Genomic DNA, 14,488 nt, shown 5'->3' with positions numbered 1-14,488 from the left:
ATAAGGCGTATCCAGCGTGTCCCGATTGCCCAGCGGGCCGAGATAGACGCTCTTGTTCATATATTTCGCGGCCGTGCCATCCGCCGCATGACGGCCATGGACGGTCACCGTTTCGCCGTTGGAACCATCCAGTATCCCGGCAATGGGGGCCGTGGCGGCCGGTGTGCCGGGACCCTGCGTTCTGTCGGCCCGCGTTCTGTCGGCCCGCGTTCTGGCGACCGGCGTTCCGGGGGCCGCCGTCCTGACGGCGCTCTGCTTGCCGGTCCTGCCCTGCTGCGTGGGGGCGGCCGGCGCGGCCAGCGCCGAAGTCGTCAGCAGAAAGGCGCCAAACGTTCCGGCGATGAAGACGGTATGAAAACGGTGGTGCATAGATCTGGCGCATCCGGAATGTGAATAAAGAACACGAGATGTGTCCTTTTTGCCACCCGTGAGACGGGGCTGTCTATATACCCCCGTACATAGATCTGTATATGATTGAATATAATCATAACCTGTTGCCAGAATAATACAGCCGCGGGGAATCCCTGATGAACGGCGGAAAAAACAATGCTGGAAGGATACCGGTGGAATTCATCCATACAGGCGGGCAGGCAGGCAATTGCCACAGGGACGTCCCCCTTCAGTCGATCCGTCACCCGGTCCGCCGCCGCCCCGCACCCTTGCGGATGGGTCGCCACGCATGATATGCGGGCCGCGTCGGAAAAGGCAGATTTGGTCTGGTCAGCCCAAATCCTTTCGGTAACGGAAGCTCTGGTCTTTGGCCTCGTGCACAAGATCCCCACGACGAACATCGGACGCCGTTCGGGCGTCCAGTCGTTCGTCCGCGTAGGGGTTCAGGCTCGGGAAACGCTCCGGTCGAACATCGACACAGGAGTTGTGCATGCCCGTGGACCTTCCGAAAATCCATGATGTTGTCATCGCCGGTGGCGGCCCCGTCGGCCTGTTCCTCGCCGGGGAACTGCGCCTCGCGGGCTGTTCGGTACTGGTGCTGGAACAGGCGCAGGACCCCTGCTCCCCATTGAAGGACCTGCCGTTCGGACTGCGCGGCCTTTCGGTGCCGACCATCGAGAATCTTGATCGCCGCGACCTGCTGGACGCGCTGAAAGGCCGCGCGGTCGACTGCGATGTTCCGGCCGCCGCGCACTGGATGCGGCAGGCGCGCCGCCCCGGCGGTCATTTCGCCGGCATCCCGTTCTTCCACGACCGGATCGACGCCACGAAATGGCCGTATCGCCCGTCCGGCCCCATCGGCAGCATGGTGGCCGACATGGCAGGCATCGAAACCGTGCTGGCCGATCGCGCGATTGCCATGGGCGTCGCGATCAGGCGCGGCTGCGGCGTGGAAGATTTTACCCAGTCGGCAACGGAGGTCAGCGTGCGCACGGGCACCGGGACATATGCGGGGCGCTGGCTCGTCGGCTGCGACGGCGGCCGCAGCACGGTGCGCAAGACGGCCGGCATCGGCTTCACCGGCACCGATCCGGAATTGACCGGTTACGCGGCGGAAATCGAACTGGCCGATCCGGACACGCTCAGGCCCGGCCGCCACTCCACCCCGACGGGGATGTACACCTACGCGCCGCCTGGCGCGATCGCGATGGTCGATTTTGACGGCGGAGCATTCCACCGCACCCTGCCGATCACCCGCGATCATGTCGAAGCCGTGCTGCGCAGGATCTCCGGCACCGACGTCACGGTAAGGGCGCTGGTGCGCGCGACCACCTGGACCGACCGCGCCTGTCAGGCAACCGCCTGTCGCCAGGGGCGCGTGCTGCTGGCCGGCGACGCCGCGCACATCCATTCGCCCCTGGGGGGGCAGGGCCTCAACCTCGGGCTCGGGGACGCGATGAATCTCGGCTGGAAGCTTGCCGCGACGATCCGCGGCGACGCGCCACCCGGCCTGCTCGACAGCTACGCGCACGAACGGCATCCGGTGGGCGCGGACATTCTCGACTGGTCGCGGGCGCAGGTCGCCCTCATGCGGCCGGGCCACGGCACGCGCGCGCTCCGGGCCATCGTCCGCGACCTGGTCGAAACGCGCGATGGCGCAAGCTATTTCGCCGAACGCGTCTGGGGCGTCGGGCTCCGCTACGATCTCGGCGGCGATCATCCGCTGGTTGGCCGCAGCGCGCCTGACATCGCACTGGCCGGCGGGACAAGGCTGAACGCATGCCTCCGGAACGGACGCGGCCTGCTTCTGGACTTCGCCCCGCATGCATCGCGTCACGCCCTTGCGGGCCGCTGGGGCGATCGGATCGATTATGTCGCGGGCGACGCACAAGATCGCCTGGGCCTGGATGCCATGCTGGTACGGCCCGATGGCGTCGTCGCGTGGGCCGGCGACGACGCCGCCGATGATGACGGGATGGCCCGGGCCGCCGCGCGATGGTTCGGAACACCCCGGGAAGCGGCCGGATAGCCTGCGGCGTATCCTGGCCACGGCAGGGCGGCGGCCAGCCTCAGCCGCTGCGGCAATCCGGCAGGTTGAGGCTGAATGCACCACGCGCATCGAACCAGGCGGCGCCGTTGGACACCATCGCGCTGCCGTTCCGGACGAACATCTCGTGCGGAACCGCCGTCCGGAGCGCGGCGATGAAGCAGGATGTGAAAATCCGCGGCCAGCGCGCAAGAAGCTGCGCCCGGTCGGGAACGACATAGGTTTTCGCGGCATGTATGGTCAGCGGAAACGACACCGCCGCGACGGTCTCCGGCCGGTTGCCGGTGATCGCCCCATGAAGGAAGCGTCGAACCAGCGCCTCGAAGACCGGCGCGGGGGCATCCGTCACGTCCCGGTAGCGGTCGGCGCCCTGGCGGCCGTCGATCGTGTCGAACTCCAGGCGCACGGGAAGGACACGCCCCTTTCCGCTCCAGGTCCCCACCAGCCCGGTCGACGTCTGGACATCCAGCGGATGCTGCGCCGTCCCGTCATTGGTTTCGAAATGCAGGTCGAACAGGCCGCCACCGGCCTCGCGCAACGTGACATGCTCGCCCGCGATGCCCCCTGCAAGCGGAATGTCGACCAGGGTCCTCGCGTAAAAATAATGCGCGGCCACCAGGTCGCGATGGTCCCGGACCGCCAGGTTGACCCCTACCCGACACGGGCCGACCGATCCCAGCAATTCGTAATAATGCACCGTTCCCGTCGGCACCGCGGCGGACGCCGGCAGGATGGCCATGACCAACGTGATGACGAGGGCTGCTCCCCGCTTCGTCATGCCGCCTCGCATTTCATCGACGGCGTGGAACACGGACCATCCGGCAGATGGCGGCAGGGGGCAACACCCGCCCCGCGATCACATCCGATCGCGCAGCGTCGGGGAAGGGGCGGGCCGGGCGTTTTCGCCCTCCATTCCCTATGCACCGCTACGAACATCGCGGCGTCGTTTCGGAAAACAGGCCGGCCACCCAGTCGATGAACGCGCGGACCCGTGGCGAGAGCTGCCGGTTGCGCGGATAAAGCAGCGAGACCGGCGTCGGCGACGGGGGACGATCGGGCAGGACGGTCACCAGGGTTCCCTGCGCCAGGTCCTGCGCGACGTGATAGCGCGGGACCTGGATTAGCCCCAGCCCCAGCCTGGCCGCCGCGACAAGACTCTCGGCGCCGTTCACCGCCACCGGGCTCGGCAGCGTGACCCTGCGCAGATCGTCGCCAACCGTGAATTCCAGCGGCAGCAGCCCGCCGGTCGCCGACGACCGGAACCCGACCATGCGATGCCCGTCCAGCGCCGCGATGTCCCCGGGCATGCCGAACCGCGCGACATAGGACGGGGCCGCGCAGGTCACTTCCTCCAGCATCGTCACCCGCCGCGCCACCATGTCGCCGTCCTGCAGGTCGCCGACGCGCAGCACGCAATCGATCCCTCGCGGACCAGATCCACCAGCCGGTCGCCCTCGCTGATAGCCAGTTCGATCTCGGGATAGGTGGCCAGGAAATCCGGCAGGCGCGGCAGCACGAAATGACGCGCCAGCGTACCATGCACGTCGACCCGCAGCATGCCGCGCGGCTTCGCGCCGCCGAACGCCGCCTCGGCATCCTCCAGGTCGGCAAGCAGTGCAAGGCAGCGGCGGTGATAGGCCTCGCCATCCAGCGTCGGGCCGACATGGCGCGTCGTGCGTTGCAGCAGCCGGACACCCAGCCGGGCCTCCAGCTGCTTGACGGCGTCCGTCACCGTCGAACGCGGCAGGCCAAGGTCGCCGGCCGCCAGCGTGAAGCTGCGGCGCTCCACTACCCGCGTGAACACCCGCATGGCATCAAGCCGGTCCATCGATCTGTTCGCATATCCCGGATTGTGATGCCGGATCATGGGTGATTATCCGGATGAAGAAAAGGGTCATGCTTCCCTCATCCCCAGCGGACAACCCGAACAGGAGCCCATTCATGACCCGGCATACCCACAAAATCGCCCTCGTCACCGGCGCCTCGCGCGGCATCGGCGCGGCCGTCGCCGAGCGTCTGGCGCGCGACGGCTTTACCGTCGTCGTCAATTATTCCGGCAACGCCGCCCCCGCCGGGGCCCTGGCGCGCCGGATCGAGGAACAGGGCGGCCGCGCGATCACCGCCCGGGCCGATGTCGGCGACCCCCAGGCCGTGCGCGGCCTGTTCGATGCGGCGGAAACCGCGTTCGGCGGCGTCGACGTGCTGGTCAACAACGCCGGCATCATGACGCTGTCGCCTATCGCCGAGACTGACGATGCGGCGTTCGACCGGCAGGTCGCCGTCAACCTCAAGGGCACGTTCAACACGCTGCGCGAGGCCGCCAGGCGCCTGCGGGACGGTGGACGGATCATCAATGTCTCGTCCAGCGTCGTCGGCCTGCTGCAACCGGGCTACGGCGTCTATGCCGCCACCAAGGCCGCCGTCGAGGCGATGACCGGCGTTCTGGCCAGGGAACTGCGGGGCCGCGCCATCACCGTCAACGCGATCGCCCCCGGCCCGACCGCGACCGACCTGTTCCTGAATGGAAAATCGCCCGAACTGATCGCGCGCCTGTCGAATCTGGCACCGCTGGAGCGGCTGGGCCAGCCCGAGGACATCGCGGCCGGCGTCGCCTTCCTCGCCGGGCCGGACGGGGCATGGATCAACGGCCAGACGCTGCGCGCCAACGGCGGCATCGTCTGACCAGGGCCCCGCCGTGAGGAAATGCACGTCGTGAAACGGATCGTCGTCGTCACGGGCGTGTCGCGCGGCTTCGGCATCCCTGCCGGCACGGCGCACGGCCGACCATGACGACGGACCGCATCCCGGCCCCCCTAAAGGGGCCTGCGTCCCTTGCGCCCACCGATGCCGTGGGGCTCAATGGCCGACCCGATCGTCCGGACGGGCGTCCTGCCGTCCGCCGCACCTCATGCGGCGGGACCGGTGAGTGACTTGCGCATATGGACGGTAAAGCCGCCCATGAACGGCTCCTCGCGGTCCACGCGATAGCCGAGCCGGGTGTAGAGCGCGATGTTTGTGGCAAGCAGCTTGTTCGCATAAAGCCGCATCTCCCCCAGGCCGAGCGCGGCCGCGACCGCCTCGGCATGCGCCAGCAGCCGGCGCCCGTATCCGCGCCCCTGGAAGGCCGGCAGCACGGCCACGTTCTCGATCAGCAGATGATCGGCCCGGGGCGCCATCTCGATCAACGCGGCCAGGCGGCCGTCGACATGCAGCAGGTCGATGACATGGTCCCGCACCCGGGCGTGATAGTCCGCCGTCATCGGTTTCGGCGGGCGGCCCAGGACGGGAACCCATTTGGCATAGGCCGCATGCGTCAGATCGTGGACCGCAACGGCGTCGGCGGGACCGGCACGCCGCAGGGCCGCGTCCGCGAACAGCCGCGGCGGCCCCAGCTTGAACCAGGCCCGCGCGATCAGGCCGTTCTCGATTTCGTAGATGGCCACGACATCGATTTCGCCGGCCCCGTCGGGGAAGGTACGCGTGACCGTCTCGTGATCGACCACCATGTTGGCGACGACCATGCGGTTGACCAGCCGGCCATGCAGGTTCGGCTCCTGGAACCGGGCCAGGTGACGTTCGCGGATTTCGGCTGCCCCGTGGGCCAGCAGCCGGTCGGGGAATTCGTAATACCGGCAGTCCTCGGCCCAGTACTGCATGAAGGCGTCGATGTCGCGCGCATTGTAGGCGTCCAGTTGCCTCTGCACCGGATCTGCGATGTCGGGAACGCTGCTGATGTCCATGATGTGTCTCTCCAAATGCAAAAACCCCCGCGACGGGGGGTCGCGGGGGTCGAAGCGTGTGTCGAAGGCGCCGGGGCTCAGATGAGGGCCTTGCCCTTCACCCGCCTGACCGGAATCCGGCAGACACGACGAACCCGCCGCGGTTGCTGCGGCGTCGGCGTCGGTCGGCGTTGATCCGGGTCTGGCACATGGCCCGACCAGACTGCCCTTTTCCGGTTCGTTGCGTCAAGCGTTCAACTTCGCGCGGGGTCCGCCCCCGGGTTCGTTTTCCAACGGCCCCTCAATGCCCGTGGGGCGCCAGGCCCCGGCCGACGATGCTGGAATCCATATAGGCCTCGCCGAAGCGTGACACGTCCGCGCCGGTATTGGGGTCCACGCCGTCGCGCGCCATGCCGCCGATGCAGGCATGCAGGCCGATCTTCCGGCCCAGGACGGCAAGGCGGAAATCCGTGCAGGTCGGTCCGTCGTCCTCCGCCACCGGGGCGACCGGCGCATCGGTGTACGCCGTGCGCCTGCCCCGGACCACGATCTCCTCGGGCCGGGCGGCGGGCCGGCCCTGCGACGACAGCGGAATCAGGGTGGAAATCGCAGACCGGTGCAGGGGCGGGCGCTTCGCGGCGCCGGTCGCGGGGGGCGGGGCGGGCGCGTCCGACAGATCGTAGGCACCCACCCCCGCGAATCCCGGGGCCGCCTGTTGTGCCGCCGCGTCGGCCGGCGCCGCGCGGGCCACGCGGGGCCCGGCCAGCCCCAGCATCACGGCGCAGGCGGCCGGCAGGACGATCGGTCGGGGCAGGCGCGGGCAGGCGGGTAAACGCGCGAACAGGGTCATTTCCCGGATCCTGATGCCGGCGGGCCATTCTCCCCGCGATACTCGCCACCCGCAGGACCGGATGTCAAAGGCCCCGGCGCCGTGAACGCGCGGCCGCCGCCCCGCCCCCGGTCAGCGCGCGCCGCGAACCGGGCCGATCGCCAGCGGCGCGACATGCGGCCAGATCAGCGCCGGCCCCGTCCTGACCGTCGCGCACCCCATCATCGCGCGCGTGGACCGGTACGGCCCGCGCCCGGTGGCCCGGCTCCGGCGGACGATCCACAGCCAGCCCGCCGCCACGGCCAGCATGGAAAGCGGCGTCAGCCACCGATAGGCCCCGGGCACACCACGACAGGGCGCCCCCGACCGCGCCCAGCATCACGGCCAGCAGCGCGAAGGGCAGCACGCAACAGACACCGCAGGCCAGCGCCGCCGTCGAAGCGATGACGGCGGCCGCGCACGGCCCCAGCGCGCCCTGTTGCGGGACCGCATCCGGGTGACGCCGCCCGGGTGATGCCATCCGGGGCGGCTTGCGCCCCGGGGGGAATTGCGGTGTGATTGGCGTCCTTTTTTCGGGGGGCGCGCCATGAAGCATTCTCGTCTCTGGCTGCTGGGCGGGGCGGTCGCCATCGTGGCGCTGACCGCCGGGTGCTACGGGCTGATCCTGCGGCCGGAACGGGCCAGCCTGCCGGTCGCGGCGGGGACGGGCGCGCATCCCCTGCTGCCGCCGCCCAACAAGACGTTCATGCCGACGGTCAATATCGCAACCCCGGTCGGCTGGACGGGGACCGCGGCCCCGCAGGCCGCCGCCGGCCTGGCGGTCAGGGCGTTCGCATCCGGCCTGGACCATCCGCGCTGGCTGTACAGGCTGCCCAACGGCGACATCCTGGTCGCGGAAACGAATTCGCCGGGCACCGATGTCCAGACCTTCAAGACCAGGATCGCCGGCCTGATCATGGGGGCCGCCGGCGCGGGCGAAAAAAGCCCGGACCGCATCATCCTGCTGCGCGATACCGACGGCGACGGCGTCGCCGACCAGCGCAGTGTCTTTCTCGACCATCTCCATTCGCCGTTCGGCATGGCGCTGATCGGCGATGCGCTGTACGTCGCGAACGCCGACGCCCTGATGCGCTTCCCCTATCGGGACGGCCAGACCCGCATCGACGATCCGGGCACCAAGCTGGTCGACCTGCCGGCGGGCTACAACCACCACTGGACCAAGAACATCCTGGCCAGCCCCGACGGCAGCGCGCTGTACGTCACCGTGGGCTCGAACAGCAACGTGGCCGAGCAGGGCATGGCGGTCGAGGAAGGGCGCGCGCGGATCGACCGCTACGACATCGCCGCCGGGACGCTGCGCCCCTTCGCCACCGGGCTGCGCAATCCCAACGGCCTGGCATGGGAACCGCAGACCGGCGCGTTGTGGGCGGTGGTGAACGAACGCGACGAAATCGGCAGCGACCTGGTGCCCGACTACATCACGGCGGTGCGCGAGGGCGCGTTCTACGGATGGCCCTACAGCTATTACGGCCAGCATGTCGATGCCCGCGTCCAGCCGCCCCGGCCCGACCTGGTCGCGCGGGCCATCGCGCCCGATTACGCGGTGGGGCCGCATACCGCGTCGCTGGGCATCGCCTTTTCCCAGGCCAGCAGCCTGCCCGACGCCTGGCGGCACGGCCTGTTCGTCGCGCAGCACGGATCGTGGAACCGCCGGCCCAAGAGCGGCTATCGCGTGATCTACGTCCCCTTCGCCGACGGCCGCCCCGCCGGCCCGCCGCGGGACGTGCTGACCGGCTTCCTGGCCGACGACCAGGACCATGTCCACGGCCGCCCCGTCGGGCTGGCGCTGGACGGCACGGGCGCCTTGCTGGTCGCCGACGATGTCGGCAACGTCGTCTGGCGCGTCACCGGCGCTCCCACGCCGTAAAGCCCGCCTGAAAACGCCTGCCGCCGGCGATCCCACGCCGACGACCGGATTTCAAAAGGCACCGCTCCTGATGGGGTCCAGGGGCACCGCCCCTTGAACCTTTCCCCTCCTATCGCCCCGACAGGGCCACGTCGGCGATCGCCGCATAGGGCGCATCCGGATGGCGCGACGCGGTGATGAAGCACAGGTCGCGCGGCGTGGCGGCGGCGGGCAGGCTGCCCCGGGCGGTCACTGCCGGGCCGCCTTCCGTCATCGACGGCAGCGGCAGCCGGGCCAGGTCGGGCCCGATGCAGCCCGCGCCGCGCACGATGACGACGCCATCGGGTTCGGGCACGGCGTAATGGGTGATGGCGGCCTTCTCGTCGGGCTGCATGAAGGACCACGCCATCGGCACGACGGTCACGGCCACCTGCGTGGCGCCGGCCGGTGCGCCCGTCCAGGCCCAGCAGGCGGTGTTCGGGTCGATCGAGAAGAAGCGCGACGACGCGGTGTCGGACGCCGCGTCCGGCGTGCGCGGGATCCGCACCGAATATGCGCCGCCCGGGCAGGCGGTCAGCGTGTCGCTCTGCCGCGTCCAGATGGCGTCGCCGGCCCGGATCGTGGTCGGCGCGGCCAGCATCCGCCGGTCCGGCAGGAACGTCGCCGCCGTGACCGGGGTCTCCAGCCCGACGCGGACGGGGCGGGTATAGAGCGCCGAGGACGCGGTCGGCACGCTGCCGTCGGTGGTGTAGCGGATGGTGCCATAGCCGCTCTGCGTGCTCATCGTCACGGTCGCGGCCGCTCCCCCCGACGCCGTTCCTCCTGACGCCGCCGGGGCCGGGCTGGCCGCCAGCGCGACGGCGAAGGGCGCGTCGGACACCGGCAGGCCGGCGGCCTTCTGGCGCAGTACCTCGACGGCCAGCCGCGCGGTGAAATCGGCCGGCGCGCGCAGCGCCTGCGGCGTCCAGCCGGCCTCGGCCAGCGCGTCCAGGCGGGGGAAGGCGGCATGCTGCATGGCATGCCCGTCGGTCAGGTATTCGGTCCAGGTCGGGGCCTCGACGCCGATGATATGTCTGGCCACGTCCGGCGCCAGGCTGGCCGGCGCGGGGTCGAAGCCCGCGATGCCGGCGATCGTCTCGGGCTGGTAGCGCCCGCCGGAGTCCCGGTTGGCCGGACCGCCCTGCAGGAAGTCCAGATAGACCAGGTGTTCCGGCGCCACGACGGCGTCATGGCCGGCGCGGGCGGCGGCCAGCGCGCCGTCGACCCCATGCCAGGACATGACCGAGGCCGAGGGCGGCAGCCCGCCGCGCAGGATCTCGTCCCACCCGATCATGCGGCGGCCGTGGGCGGCCAGGTACCGCCCGCCCTGCTCGACGAACCAGCTTTCCAGCTGCTCCTCGTCACGCAGGCCCAGGGCGTGCAGCCGGGCCTGCACGGCGGGCGAGGCCCGCCACTGGTCCTTGATCGCCTCGTCCCCGCCCAGATGGATGAAGGTCGAGGGGAACAGCTCCATGACCTCGTCCAGCACGTCGCGGACGAACTGCATCGTGTGGTCGTCGACATTGTACAGCCACGGCAGGACGCCGTAATCGGTCGCCACGCCGGGGTTGCGGCCGGTCGCGCCCAGTTCGGGATAGGCGGCGATGGCCGCGCGGGCGTGGCCCGGCATCTCGATTTCCGGGACGATGGTGATATGGCGCGCGGCGGCATAGGCGACGATGGCCCGGACCTCCGCCTGGCTGTAGAACCCGCCATAGGGCGCGCCGTCGCCCCGCGTCCCCGACACCGGCGACCGCCGCCACGCGCCGACCGAGGTCAGCTTGGGATAGCGCCGGATTTCCAGCCGCCATCCCTGGTCGTCCGTCAGGTGCCAGTGCAGCGTGTTCAGCTTCAGCGCCGCCATGGCGTCCAGCAGGGTGCGGATGGCGTCGGGCGTCTGGAAATGCCGCGCGGAATCCAGCATCGCGCCGCGCCAGGCCAGGCGGGGCCAGTCGCGGATGCGGGCGGCGGCGATGGTGCCGTCGGCGCCGGGCATCTGCGCCAGGGTGACGGCGCCGTAGAACAGGCCGGCCTCGTCGGGCGCGGTGATGCGGATGCCGGCGGGCGTCACCGTCAGGACATAGCCCTCGGCCGGCAGGCCCGGCACTGCCGCCCGTTCCAGGACGATGGCCCGCCCCGCCGCACCCCCCGTGCCCGCCGCATTTGCGGCACCGGCGGCACCGGCGGCAAATCGGCCGCCCGTCGCGTCATGCAGCGCGCGCGACAGCCAGTCGGCCGCGAAATGCGCCGCCGCGTCCCCGGCGGGGGCGACGATCGCGACCGTCCCCGTCAGCGCGAACGCGCCCTGCCCGGCCTCCATCGCCGCCGGCCGGGGCAGCAGCGACGGCGCCGCCACGGCCGGCGCCAGGGGGCTGCAGGCCGTCGCGGCCAGCAGGGCCACGCACAGGGTGCGGAACGGGGATCGAAGCATGGCGATGGTCCTTGGGGTGGCAGGGAAGGGATGACAGGGAAGGGCAGGGGCACGGCCCCCGAATCGATGTCGCGCCCGCCGCGCGCATCGCCGGAAACCGGCGCGCGTCAGGGTGGGCCACGGGAAAACCGGATCGCAGTCGTCACGTCGCCAGGGCGGCGTCGTGACTTATTTCGATCAGCAAACCATCATCCGGTCAATAGGCATTTTCCCCGCGCCGCCCGGCCCGGTCCGGCACGCCATCCGGAAAATCGCGGCGAATCCTGGATATTTTTGACATTTCGTCCCGATGTTCCGCCGGCGGACGTCCGGCGGGACCGGTCGGGACTGCCCGGCAGGCCGTACGTTTCGAAAGCGACGTGGTTCGAGAAAAAAAATTTCAGGCCCTATTTATTTTTATTGCAGAACTAAATCGGCACCTGTCTAATTCCGTAACGAACACATGGTTCCCCGGTGGAAACAGCATAACGTGCCTCTTTTGCAGTATTGCGCGGGGGGAGCGTGATCGAGCCGGCATAATCATTCTAAAACCACATTGTACAGGAATGCTTTGCGATGGCCCTGACGCTCAAGACCGCGCTTCGCGTGACGACAGTCATGTTCTCCGTCTCCACCCTCGGATCGGGCGTGGCCCTGGCCCAGTCTGCGATCCAGTCCCGGTCTTCGACCCCCTCCGCGTCCCCGTCTTCCGCCCCGTCCCCATCCGCCCATCGTCCGGCGGCGGGCGACGCGGCCCCCGTCGCCGCCGAAACCTCGGTCACCGGCATGTCGGTACTGCCGCAGGGGCAGCAGGCCGAAACGGTGTCGGTCACCGCCGGGACCTACAGCTCCAACGGCGTCACCAACACGACGCCCGGCGGCGGCCTGATGCCGATCGAACACGCCCCCCGGTCGCAGAGCGGCCTGACGCGCGACTACATCGCCAAGCAGACGCCGACCACCACGATCGCGAACATGGTCGCCAGCCTGCCCGGCGTGGTGTCGGCCAAGGTCGATCCGCTGGGCATGAGCGGCGGCGACACCATGACCATGCGCGGCCTGACGCAGTCGCAGATCGGCTTTCTGTTCGAGGGCGCGCCGGAATCCGACCCGATCAACTACGGCCCTTTCACCTCGACCCTTGTGGACAACGAAAATATCGGATCGGTCACCGTCTCGCAGGGCTCGCCGGACATCGACGCGCCGCTGATCAACGCCGTGGGCGGCCAGATCTCGACCTTCGAGCTGGACCCGGCGCACAAGATGGGCGGCTATGTCGACCTGATGGGCGGCACCCACAGCGCGAACAAGGAATTCGTCCGCTTCAACACCGGCGATATCGGCAACAGCGGCATTCGCGGCTTCGCGTCCTTTTCCTATACTTCGTCGAACAACTGGCGCGGGCCGGGCGACCAGTTCCGCTATCACGTCGATTCCAAGTTCGTGAAGGACTGGGGCCAGGGCAACAGCGTCAAGTTCATCTTCGGCTACACCCGCCAGTTCGCCAACGGGATGCTGAACCCGACCCTGCAGCAATGGAAGCAGTACGGCACCAGCTTCAACCTGGACGGCCAGTATACCCCGGGCGACGTCAGCTATTATCGATTCTCGCAGAACAACACCAACCTGCTGAACATCATCGTTCCGATGAAATTCGTGCTGTCGCATGAACTGGAACTGAACCTGACCCCCTATTACGTCCAGGAATCCGGCCCGTCCTATGGTGGCGAGTCCATTCCGCTGGCGGGGGGATATTTCGGCAACGTGCAATATGGGGTGCCGGGATCGCCCTATCCGGCGCTGAACCTGCCCTATGCCACCGACGGCGTGGCGACGGCGATGCTCGACGACCCGTGGAAGCAGAAGAACGGGGCGATCAATTCCAACATCCGCTGGACGCACGGCAACAATACCCTGACCTTCGGCTGGTGGTATTCCTATACAAGCCATACCGAACGCTATCAGTGGAACCTGGTGAACAACCAGGGCAATCCCGTGGCCGGCTACGGGCTGAGCCCGATCCGCTTTTCCAACAGCCAGATCCTCAGCGGCGACAATCTGAATTTCTGGCAGCAGCAGAACGCCCTCTACCTTGCCGACACGCTGAAGCTGCTGCATGACAGGCTGGAACTCAGCGCCGGGTTCAAGGCGGCGATGGTCTATCGCGAGGGCACGAACAACGTGCCGGGCGCGCAGCCGTGGAAGACGGGGCATAATTACTTCGAACCGCTGCCGCAATTCTATGCGACCTATCGCCTGACGCCGCACGACCAGCTCTATATCAACGGCACGACGTCCTTCCGCGCCCCGGTCTCGACCGAGGCCTACGTTCCCGACTACGACCCCAACTACGGGCAGATCGCAACCGTCGGCGCGCTGAAGCCGGAATATTCGATCGGCGAGGAAATCGGCTACCGCCACACCGGTTTCTATAATTTCTCGTTTTCCGCGTTCAACCTGAACATCACCAACCACAACATCTCGTCGTCGGGCTACATTCCCGGGACGACGTCGGTGGTGGCGGAACCGATCAACGCGGGCGGCGAAACGTCACGCGGCTTCCAGGCGGAATTCGGCCTGGGCTACTGGCATCATTTCAGCCCGTACCTGTCGGGCCAGTACCTGCATTCGACGATGGACAACAATTTCGACACCGGCACAGACATTCTGCCGACCAAGGGCAAGATCTCCGTCGGCAGCCCGAAATTCACCGCGGCGATCGGCCTGCAATATGATGACGGGCGGGTGTTCGGAAACTTCAACCTCCGCTATATCGACTCCCAGTACACGACGTTCATGAACGACGAAAGCATCCCGTCCTACCTGACGTCGGACCTGACCCTGGGCTATCGCTTCAAATCGATCGGCCCGGCCAAGCATCCGCAGATCCAGCTCAACCTGGTCAATATCGGCGACAACCACTATCTGGCCATGGCCGGCAGCACGACGGCCAACGCCCAGAGCATGATGGGCCTGCACGGCACGATGGTCCAGGGCTCCAGCCCGATCTACCTGGTCGGCGCCCCGTTCTCGGCCTTCGTCTCGGTTTCCAGCGGTTTCTGAGCACCTGCCCGAAAACGCCTCTTTAAGCCCGAGAGTCCGAATCACTGACGGGGTCCCGCCACGGGACCCCGTTCCGCGTCGCCTG

General features: G+C 68.5%; 9 protein-coding genes and 2 pseudogenes. 4 read left to right on the top strand and 7 right to left on the bottom strand.

Features of this window, described 5'->3' with window-relative positions; genetic code table 11:
* Positions 1-369, bottom strand: a pseudogene (locus HLH28_RS04275) (TonB-dependent siderophore receptor); the annotation flags it as partial.
* Between the two features lie 511 nt (positions 370-880).
* Between HLH28_RS04275 and HLH28_RS04270 the strand changes: the two are divergent.
* The gene (locus HLH28_RS04270) at positions 881-2,419 is read left to right on the top strand and encodes an FAD-dependent monooxygenase (protein ID WP_182954850.1); all 1,539 of its coding nucleotides are present in this window, start codon (positions 881-883) and stop codon (positions 2,417-2,419) included.
* A 40-nt stretch (positions 2,420-2,459) separates the two neighbouring features.
* On the opposite strand, the gene HLH28_RS04265 is transcribed toward HLH28_RS04270, so the two are convergent.
* Positions 2,460-3,215, bottom strand: coding sequence for a hypothetical protein (locus tag HLH28_RS04265; protein ID WP_182954847.1), 756 nt, complete (start codon positions 3,213-3,215; stop codon positions 2,460-2,462).
* Positions 3,216-3,363: 148 nt separating this feature from the next.
* Positions 3,364-4,247, bottom strand: a pseudogene (locus HLH28_RS04260) (LysR family transcriptional regulator).
* A gap of 131 nt (positions 4,248-4,378) precedes the next feature.
* On the opposite strand from HLH28_RS04260, the gene HLH28_RS04255 reads away from it, so the two are divergent.
* Positions 4,379-5,119 (top strand): SDR family oxidoreductase, encoded by a 741-nt coding sequence (locus HLH28_RS04255; RefSeq protein WP_182954844.1) that lies wholly within the window; start codon positions 4,379-4,381, stop codon positions 5,117-5,119.
* Between the two features lie 224 nt (positions 5,120-5,343).
* Here HLH28_RS04255 and HLH28_RS17990 read toward each other — a convergent pair whose 3' ends face one another.
* From HLH28_RS17990 to HLH28_RS17985, 3 genes are all read right to left on the bottom strand, one after another.
* Positions 5,344-6,177 carry a GNAT family N-acetyltransferase gene (locus HLH28_RS17990; protein WP_246395656.1) on the bottom strand — a complete coding sequence of 278 codons (834 nt, stop codon included), beginning with the start codon at positions 6,175-6,177 and terminating at the stop codon, positions 5,344-5,346.
* 280 nt (positions 6,178-6,457) lie between these two features.
* Entirely contained in the window at positions 6,458-7,006 is a 549-nt protein-coding gene (locus HLH28_RS04245) for a hypothetical protein (RefSeq protein WP_182954842.1), read from the bottom strand.
* A gap of 111 nt (positions 7,007-7,117) precedes the next feature.
* Complete coding sequence (locus HLH28_RS17985) at positions 7,118-7,330, bottom strand: hypothetical protein (protein WP_246395655.1); 213 nt, start codon at positions 7,328-7,330, stop codon at positions 7,118-7,120.
* A 241-nt stretch (positions 7,331-7,571) separates the two neighbouring features.
* Between HLH28_RS17985 and HLH28_RS04235 the strand changes: the two genes are divergently transcribed.
* Positions 7,572-8,912, top strand: a complete 1,341-nt coding sequence (locus HLH28_RS04235; protein WP_182954839.1) for a PQQ-dependent sugar dehydrogenase — start codon at positions 7,572-7,574, stop codon at positions 8,910-8,912.
* 109 nt (positions 8,913-9,021) lie between these two features.
* On the opposite strand, the gene HLH28_RS04230 is transcribed toward HLH28_RS04235, so the two are convergent.
* Positions 9,022-11,361, bottom strand: a complete 2,340-nt coding sequence (locus tag HLH28_RS04230; protein WP_182954837.1) for a beta-N-acetylhexosaminidase — start codon at positions 11,359-11,361, stop codon at positions 9,022-9,024.
* Positions 11,362-11,916: 555 nt separating this feature from the next.
* Between HLH28_RS04230 and HLH28_RS04225 the strand changes: the two genes are divergently transcribed.
* The gene (locus HLH28_RS04225; protein ID WP_246395654.1) at positions 11,917-14,403 is read left to right on the top strand and encodes a TonB-dependent receptor; all 2,487 of its coding nucleotides are present in this window, start codon (positions 11,917-11,919) and stop codon (positions 14,401-14,403) included.
* Positions 14,404-14,488 lie beyond the last annotated feature (85 nt).

The sequence above is a fragment of the Gluconacetobacter tumulisoli genome (assembly GCF_014174155.1).
Classification (GTDB): Bacteria; Pseudomonadota; Alphaproteobacteria; order Acetobacterales; family Acetobacteraceae; genus Gluconacetobacter; species Gluconacetobacter tumulisoli.
This window is presented reverse-complemented; position numbering and strand designations above follow the sequence as displayed.

Coding starts and splice junctions, on each gene's coding strand:
- HLH28_RS04270 (WP_182954850.1), top strand. CDS start 881: ATGCCCGTGGACCTTCCGAAAATCCATGATGTTGTCATCGCCGGTGGC.
- HLH28_RS04265 (WP_182954847.1), bottom strand. CDS start 3,215: ATGACGAAGCGGGGAGCAGCCCTCGTCATCACGTTGGTCATGGCCATC.
- HLH28_RS04255 (WP_182954844.1), top strand. CDS start 4,379: ATGACCCGGCATACCCACAAAATCGCCCTCGTCACCGGCGCCTCGCGC.
- HLH28_RS17990 (WP_246395656.1), bottom strand. CDS start 6,177: ATGGACATCAGCAGCGTTCCCGACATCGCAGATCCGGTGCAGAGGCAA.
- HLH28_RS04245 (WP_182954842.1), bottom strand. CDS start 7,006: ATGACCCTGTTCGCGCGTTTACCCGCCTGCCCGCGCCTGCCCCGACCG.
- HLH28_RS04235 (WP_182954839.1), top strand. CDS start 7,572: ATGAAGCATTCTCGTCTCTGGCTGCTGGGCGGGGCGGTCGCCATCGTG.
- HLH28_RS04230 (WP_182954837.1), bottom strand. CDS start 11,361: ATGCTTCGATCCCCGTTCCGCACCCTGTGCGTGGCCCTGCTGGCCGCG.
- HLH28_RS04225 (WP_246395654.1), top strand. CDS start 11,917: ATGGCCCTGACGCTCAAGACCGCGCTTCGCGTGACGACAGTCATGTTC.